The 357-nt window shown below is 38.9% G+C and carries 1 pseudogene; it reads right to left on the reverse strand.

The features are described from left to right. Positions 1-357, reverse strand: a pseudogene (locus HC176_RS17825) (sodium:solute symporter); the annotation flags it as partial.

Consider the following 357-nt stretch of genomic DNA (forward strand, 5'->3'; position numbering starts at 1 on the left):
TAAGAGAAAGAGGTATTGAGGTCGATATCGCCTGTACCCTTATCCTTCTTTCGACGCAGCAATATTAGCCCAAGGTAGGTAAGAAGACCGTTTAGTATCAAAACAAAGAACCCGAATTCAAAACCAAACCAATTTAAGCTGTTTACACTAATGATGTAGGTAAGTATTGGAGATAGAATAGCCACCAATGGTACCAGTTTGTCCCGTACCTGCATTTTTGTGAACAAGCCAAAGCTGTATAAACCCAATAGAGGTCCATAAGTGTAACCTGCAAAAACAAAAAGCTTTGCAATAACGCTTTCATCTCTAATGATGTATTTAAAGGAGATGATCACAAGGATGATCGCGATCGAAACT

This window comes from Tamlana crocina, from assembly GCF_012037625.1.